This window comes from Zoogloea dura (assembly GCF_012927165.1).
Taxonomy (GTDB): Bacteria; Pseudomonadota; Gammaproteobacteria; order Burkholderiales; family Rhodocyclaceae; genus Zoogloea; species Zoogloea dura.
On the sequence record NZ_JABBGA010000007.1, the window covers coordinates 245,980 to 253,468 of the forward strand.

The window sequence follows — 7,489 nt, forward strand, 5'->3', positions numbered from 1 at the left end:
GGCCCTTTGCGCCGGTTTGCTGGGTTGTTGGGGTGTGGCGCGGGTCAGCGATTTGGCTTATTGCTGACATAGGGCGCGGGGAAGTCGTCGTCGTAGGTGCCTTTCCATGACCGAATGCGTAGAGCATTGGCGTAGTAGTACTCGTAGTTGGTGTTCGGGATTTCCGCCACGGGTACGGCTGACCCGGAAAATACGCCGTCCTTGATTAGATCGTCGCCGCTGCAAAGATACGAAACGATTGCAAGATCCTCATTTAGCAGTTGCTGTATGAAGGTGATGGCGCCTGTCGGTTCCTGGGAGGAGGGAAGTACTGAAGCGTAGTGATGGTGGCAGGAGTCAAAGGAGACCGTGATTTCCTCGTTGTGCAGAGAGGTAATGCCAAGTGGGCCGGCCTTGGCGCCGGGAAAGGGCGAGATTTCGATGAGGAAGAAGTTGAGGCCGTCTTCCGTGACAACGGAGAGAAAGCTCTTCCATTCGGGGAAGACGAAAAACAAGTCCTCCACCATCTGGCGGGAGTACGGCTCAAGTGCCTGGATCATGGAGCGTCCCGGTGTTCAAGCGCCGCCGACGGCAGACAGCCTGGTTTGCGGTCGGGGTGAGCCTCGCGGTCACTGGTCGTCCTCCGGTCTGAGCGGAGAATGCTGCCACGAGTATGCGGACTGGAGGGCTCTGGCATCTCCGTCTGCCCATCGAGCTTGTTCATGAGAGGCCCCATGTCGCAGCTAAGGGGCAGGCACCATGGCGTCGCCAAAGCCAACGACCGGGAAGGCTGCGGGAGCGCAGGATGGGCGCAAAGGTTCAGACATGGCCGTAACGATAGCAGTGATTATGCCATTCGGGAAGTTGGGCGGCAGTTTCAGACAAGAGGTGTCCTAAGGTCGGATATGACCGGCGCTGCGCAACCTCACCGCGCAGCGTCAGGTGTGTTGGGGGGAATATGTCTATTGGGCAATGGCGATTCATTCTTTTGCATGCCAGAAGGTATCCGTGCTTGATGGCGGCGGCGGGTGGGTAGGTGTTCGAGAAGTCCTCGAGATAGACACCCCGCCCTGCAACAGGCAGGATCACTCCCGGGCTTGGGGTAACATCTCCCGGGCGGCCTGGGGTCTGCGCGGTGTGCGTGCGGTTCCGGGCCTGAGCACAACAATAAACAAGACCTGCCCTGCGGGGGCTGTTCCGGCCCGGTGATCCACGCAGGCGCATGACCGGCAGAGCAGATGTTTGACAGGATCTCGATTCGCTACAAGCTGATAGTCCTGTTGGGCTTGAGTGCGGCGCTGGCCTTGCTGATCTCCTCGGTGATCACGATCTATTCGACCTACCTGAGCGAGTCGAGGTCGTCCCTGCGCGTGCTCCACCAATTGACCGACGTGATCAGCGAGAACATGCGCGCGGCCCTGGCCTTCCATGACGGGGAGAGCGCCCGGACCCTGCTGGCCGCGCTGCGGGCGGATCCGCACATCCAGTTTGCGGTGGTCCATGACGAGGCCGGGCAGCCGCTGGCGGAGTATCGTGCGGCGGGCGGGAGGGCGGACGTGACTGCGCGGCTGGAGGGCGTCCGCGCCAGGATCCGCGAGAACGCCGACCTGCTGCGCCGGGAGGATGGCTTTGTCGAGCACATCGAAGAGGGCTCGATGATCGTGTTGCGCCCGGTGTTCTTCGAGGGCAAGCCCATCGGCCTGCTGGCGGTGGTGTCCGACACCCGCCTGCTGTGGGCCAAGATCCGCGAGCTGGTCCTGCTGCAGGCCGTTACCTCGGTGGTGACGCTGGTGCTGCTGCTGTTCCTGTCGGTGAAGCTGCAGTCGATGTTCACCCGCCCGATCATGAGCCTGATCCGCGCCATGCGGGAGGTGGCACGGACCAAGAATTACCGCGTGGTGCTCGAATCCGACCGCCGGGACGAGTTCCGCGATCTCCATGAGGGTTTCAACGCCATGCTGGCGGACATCCGCGAGCGCGACGACCGGCTCAGCCGGCTGGCCACCACCGACGCCCTGACCGGCCTGGCCAACCGCCGCCATGCCATGGAGGTGCTGCAGACCATGGTGGTGCGGGCCCGGCGCAAGGCCGAGCCGGTGGGGGTCATCATGCTCGACATCGACGCTTTCAAGAAGGTGAACGACCTCTACGGCCATCCGGCGGGCGATCTCGTGTTGCAGGAGGTGGCGCAGGTTTTGCTGGCCAGCGCGCGGGAGTATGACCTGGTGGCCCGGCTGGGGGGCGAGGAGTTCCTGGTGGTCTGCGATGGCGGCACGTCGGAGGTGACCATTGCCGTGGCAGAGCGGATCAGGGCCGGGGTCGAGGCCCGCCATATTGAATATGAGCCGGGTGCCTTGCTGCATGTCACGGTGAGCCTGGGGGTGCATGCCGCGGTGCCGCAGTCCGCCGCCGGGGATATCGAGAAAATGATCCGGGCTGCCGATAAGGCCTTGTACCGCGCCAAGGCGGCCGGTCGCAACCGCTGTGTCGTGGCGCAGGAGGAGGTGGGGTGAAGAGGTTCTTGTGGGGTTTGCTGCTGCTGTTGTGCGTGCAGGTGCCGTCGGTACAGGCCGGCGATGAGGAGCGCAAGCTCGAGGCGGTGTTCATCGGCCGCTTTGCCAGCTACATCGAATGGCCTGCCAGGCCGCGGGAGCGTTTTGTGATCACCCTGCTCGATGACAACCCCTTCGGCAGCCTGCTCGACGACCTCTACCGCGACAAGCGCATCCACAACAAGCCGATCGAATTGCGCTACGCCAACCGGCTTGACCAGGTGGGCGAGACGGATGCCCTGTTCATCACCCTGAGCAGCTCGGCCGCCCGCGCCGCCGCCATCGACCACGCCCAGCGCAACGGCATCCTGACCATCAGCGAGGCCAAGGGCTTTGCCGAGAGCGGCGGCATCATCCAGCTCGACTTCATCGAGCAGAAGGCGCGCATCAAGATCAACCACGCCGCGGCCCTCAAGTCCGGCCTGCGCATCGGCGCGCCCTTGCTGTCGATCGCCACGGTGCTGCGGGGAGACAAACCATGAGGCCCCTGCATTGCACCGCGCTGCTGTTCGCCATGGCCGGCACGGCAGCGGCGGCCGACAAGGTGACCGACAAGGCTGTCCAGGAAAGCAACGACTACTACCAGCGGCCGCTGGAGCAGTTGCTGCGGGTCGAGACCCAGGCCAAGGCCGCGGTCGGCTCCCGCGGCGGCGCCCGCGATGCGCTGGATGCCGAGGTGCCCATCGACATCATCACCTCGGCGCAGCTCCAGTCCACCGGCCAGACCGAACTGCTGCGGGCCCTGGCGGTGCTGGTGCCCGGCTTCAACGCGCCGCGGCCCAGCATCACCGACGGCACCGATCACGCGCCGCCCTTCACCCTGCGCGGCCTCAACCCCGACCAGGTGCTGGTGCTGGTGAACGGCAAGCGCCTGCACCAGAGTTCGCTACTGCACAACAATGGCACGGTGGGGCGGGGCAGTTCGGGTGTCGACCTCAACACCATCCCGCTGCGCGCCATCGAGCGGGTGGAGGTGCTGCGCGACGGCGCGGCGGCGCAGTATGGCTCGGACGCCATCGCCGGCATCATCAACATCATCCTCAAGGGCTACGGGCAGCACAGCCAGGCCACCGTCACCTACGGGCGCACCGGCGAGGGCGACGGCATCACCCGGCAGGCGACCCTGTTCCATTCGCTGCCCCTGGCCGGCGACGGCTTCGTCAATCTCAGCGCCGAGTGGCGCGACCGCGGCGCCACCAACCGGGCCGGCCCGGATGCCGGCGACGGCGGCCGCATCAACACGCGTTTTGGTGACACGGATACACAGGATGGCCTGTTTGCCCTGAATGCCGAGCTGCCCCGCGGCGACGCCACCCTCTACCTGCACGGCCTGTACGACCAGCGGCGGAGCAGCGCCGGGGCCTTCTACCGTACGGCCGGCGACTACCGCAACGTCGCGGCGGTGTACCCGGACGGCTTCCTGCCGCGCATCGAGCCGAAGATCCTCGACTTCTCCGCCACCGCCGGCGTGCGCGGCGTGCTCGATGACGGGGCGCGCTGGGACCTGAGCTACACCCACGGGCACAACGACTACCACTTCTACGTCAACAACTCCCTCAACACCTCCCTGGGGGCGGCCACGCCCACCTCCTTCGACAGCGGCGCCACGCGCTACACCCAGCAGATCCTCAACGCCGATTTCAGCAAGAAGATCGGGCCCCACACCGTGGCCGCCGGCTATGAGTTCCGCCAGGAGCGCTACCGCATCGTCAAGGGCGAGCCGGCCTCCTACATGCTGGGCGGCGCCGACAACTATGCCTACGGCGCCCAGGGCTTTCCCGGCTTCAGCCCGGACAACGAAGTGTCGGCCGGGCGCCAGGCCCATTCCCTGTATGGCGACCTGAAATACGGAGTCTCCAAAAGGCTGATGCTCGACGCCGCCGCCCGCGCCGAGCACTACAGCGACTTCGGCTCGGCCCTCAACGGCAAGCTGGCCCTGCGCTACCGCGCCACCGACGACCTGCTGTTCCGCTCCAGCCTGAGTACGGGCTTCCGCGCCCCGTCCCTGTCGCAGAGCCACTTCTCCTACACCGGCACGTATCGCAACAGCAACGACGCCGCGGCCCAGTTCTGGGGCAACTTCGCCGTCGACCACCCGGTGGCGCGGGCCCTCGGGGCCACCGATCTCAAGCCGGAGAAGTCGCGCCATCTCACGCTGGGCATGGTCTTCCAGCCCTCCGCCCAACTGACCGCCAGCGCCGATGTGTTCGTCACCGAGATCCGCGACCGCATCCTGCCCACCGGCTACATCTCGGCCTACAGCCTGTCCTCCCTCAGCCCCCAGGCCGCCGCCATCCTGGCCCAGAACAACATCGACGGCGCGGTGTATTTCACCAACGCCATCGCCACCCGCACGCGCGGCCTCGACCTGCGCCTGGACTACAGCCAGGAGCTGGAGAATGGCGCACGCCTCAAGCTGGTCGGCGCCTACCAGCGCAGCCGCACGCGCATCACCGACGTCAACCAGGCCCCGGAGGTGCTGGGCGTCAACATGACCGACCTGATCCTCGACCCCTTCACAAAGGTGCTGATCGAGGGCGGCCAGCCGGCCGATGCGATCAAGCTCTGGTCGAAATACAGCCAGGGCCTCTACGACCTCGTGCTCAACCTCAACCGCTTCGGCAAGTTCTACAGCGTCAGCGCCTACGACCGGGTGTCCTTCGCCGCCAAGTGGACCGTGGACGGGGAGCTCGCCGTGCGCCTGAAGAAGGACATCACCCTGGCCCTGGGCGGCGTCAACCTCCTCGACGTCAAACCCGACAAATGGGGCCGGACCGACGACAGCCTGGTGGGGGCCGGCAAGGTGATCCAGTATTCCCAGTACGCGCCGTTTGGCTATAACGGGGCTTATTACTACCTGCGGGTGGGGGTGGATTTCTGAGGTGGGGCCTGAAAATCCCTTTGGCATGGTTTTGTCGTGGTGTCCCCCTCGAACCGTTGTTCAGCCGCAACGGCTAGCCCGCATTGCGGGGCTCCGCCAGGACGCAAGCGTTTTGGCCGCTCAATCACGGTCAAAGATGCCCGCTTCCGTGACGTTTGAAGAACCTTCCAGACGGTGTCCGGGCGCCTGAAGGCCGCTGCCGAGATGCATCGGTGCAGCTTGAAACTTTCAAGTCCGTGCCTAGTGGCCTGGCTCAAAGCCCCTGCAGTCCGCTGACCACAACCTGCAGTTGATCCTGCGTCTCGCGCAGGTGCAGGCCGCAGGCATCCCGGTCGTGGCGGGTGGCTGCTTCTTCGAGGCTTGCGGCGGCTTCGCCCAGGTCGAAGGCGCCCAGGGTGCGCGCCGTGCCTTTCAGGGTGTGGGCCAGGCGCACCTGGGTGCCCCAGTCGTCAGCGGCCCGGGCCTGGAGGTAGTCGCGTTCGAACATGCGGCCGTGGGTGTCGCGGAACTTGGCGAGCAGGCGCAGGTAGAGCGGCAGCCGGCGTACGTGGGTCAGGCCGACCGCCACGTCGATACCGGGGAACTCCGGGGTAGGGACGGCTGCCGGTGGGGCGTCGCCACCGGCCTGGATCCTGCCGTCCTGGGGGGGCGTCTTTGCCTGCCAGCAGGGCAGGCAGGCCAGTAACTGGGCGTAAAGCAGCTCCATGCGGATGGGCTTGGCGACGTGTCCGTTCATGCCTGCCTGCAGGCAGTGGTCGCGCTCCTCCTGCAGGGCGTTGGCGGTCAGGGCGATGATGGGAAGGTCCGCATATCCGATGGTTTCCCGCAACTGTCGCGTGGCTGTGTAGCCATCCATGACCGGCATCTGCACGTCCATCAGGATGACGTCCGGGCGCTTTGCGAATGCCGCCGACAGGCAGTCCTGCCCATTGACGGCAAAGCGCGCGCTCAGTCCCACGTTGGCGAGCAACTCGCCGATCACTTCCCGGTTGATCTCGACATCCTCGGCGACAAGAATGTCGATGCCGCTGAAGCGTGCCCAGTCTTGTGCTGTGGCCTTGCGGCGTTCCAGCAAGGGCGCCTCGTTGCCCAGCATGCCCAGGCTGCTGGCCAGTTCCACATACAGGTGGCGGGCGCAGATCGGCTTGGCGAGCACCCCGTCGATTTCGTGGGCCACTGCATCCAGCTCGCTGTGGTGGCTGAAGGCGCTGACCAGGATCATCTTTGGGGCGGTCATGCCTTGGCTGGCATGGATGGCTCGCATCTGCCGGATGGTTTCAATACCGTCCATGCCGGCCATGCGCCAATCGATCAGGCAGGCCAGGTAGTCGGGTGGGGGTAAGGCGGTCATTTTCCGGACGGCTTCATAGCCGCTGGAGGCAACCTCGGCCTTGAGGCCCAATTGGCTGGTCAGGCGGTACAGTATCTTGAGCGAGACCGGATTGTCATCGACGATCAATACCGGGCGTTGCGCCTGCTCGGCCAGTTTTGTTCCAAATTTACCAATGCCCAGGCGGCGATCGAGTTTGAGGGATTTGAGCCGGACGGTGAAGTGGAAGGTGCTGCCCTGGCCCAGCGCGCTTTCTGCCCAGATGCGTCCGCCCATCAGTTCGACCAGTTGCTTGCTGATTGAAAGGCCGAGGCCGGTTCCGCCAAAGCGCCGCGTCGTCGAGGAGTCGGCCTGGGTAAATGGGTTGAAGAGCCTGCCGAGCTGCTCTTCGCTCATGCCGATGCCCTCGTCACTCACCGAGCAGTGCAATTCAACATGCTGGTCGGCACAGGGCTCCCGCAGCTACCCATCCGACATCAATCCTCCTCCTCATCGCCGTCGGTCTCTGGCTCAACCGCCAACCCCAGCAAGGCAGCCCGAAACTCATCCGAGGTCGCAGCCAGCAATCGCTTGGTCTTGATGCTGGTTTTGACCGAGGTGTTCAACCGGATCAGGTTCAACGCGATATGGCGCACCAACGCGAGGTTATGGGCAACGTGGCCGGTGCGAGCGCGTGCGTAGTCATCGCCAAACTGAACATCCAGGCACCAGTGCAACCGGTTCTCCACTTCCCAATGGCTGCGCACG

General features: G+C 65.0%; 6 protein-coding genes. 3 read left to right on the forward strand and 3 right to left on the reverse strand.

The genetic code is table 11. The features are described from left to right. Positions 1 to 44: 44 nt before the first annotated feature. Complete coding sequence (locus HHL15_RS11420) at positions 45 to 539, reverse strand: hypothetical protein (protein WP_169145888.1); 495 nt, start codon at positions 537 to 539, stop codon at positions 45 to 47. A 678-nt stretch (positions 540 to 1,217) separates the two neighbouring features. Here HHL15_RS11420 and HHL15_RS11425 point away from each other — a divergent pair. From HHL15_RS11425 to HHL15_RS11435, 3 genes are read left to right on the forward strand one after another with little or no spacing between them, the layout of a single operon-like run. After that, positions 1,218 to 2,492: a GGDEF domain-containing protein gene (locus HHL15_RS11425; protein ID WP_169145889.1), complete on the forward strand. Its 1,275-nt coding sequence runs from the start codon at positions 1,218 to 1,220 to the stop codon at positions 2,490 to 2,492. After that, entirely contained in the window at positions 2,489 to 3,013 is a 525-nt protein-coding gene (locus HHL15_RS11430; protein WP_169145890.1) for a YfiR family protein, read from the forward strand. The genes HHL15_RS11425 and HHL15_RS11430 overlap by 4 nt, the downstream gene beginning before the upstream one ends. Then, positions 3,010 to 5,412, forward strand: coding sequence for a TonB-dependent receptor plug domain-containing protein (locus tag HHL15_RS11435; protein ID WP_169145891.1), 2,403 nt, complete (start codon positions 3,010 to 3,012; stop codon positions 5,410 to 5,412). Before HHL15_RS11430 ends, HHL15_RS11435 begins: the two co-directional genes overlap by 4 nt. 253 nt (positions 5,413 to 5,665) lie before the next feature. On the opposite strand, the gene HHL15_RS26910 is transcribed toward HHL15_RS11435, so the two are convergent. Together HHL15_RS26910 and HHL15_RS11445 are read right to left on the reverse strand one after the other, a co-directional pair. Next, positions 5,666 to 7,171 carry a response regulator gene (locus HHL15_RS26910; RefSeq protein ID WP_328825026.1) on the reverse strand — a complete coding sequence of 502 codons (1,506 nt, stop codon included), beginning with the start codon at positions 7,169 to 7,171 and terminating at the stop codon, positions 5,666 to 5,668. Between the two features lie 47 nt (positions 7,172 to 7,218). Beyond that, the coding region (locus HHL15_RS11445; protein ID WP_169145893.1) for a transposase at positions 7,219 to 7,489 on the reverse strand (271 nt) is incomplete at its 5' end.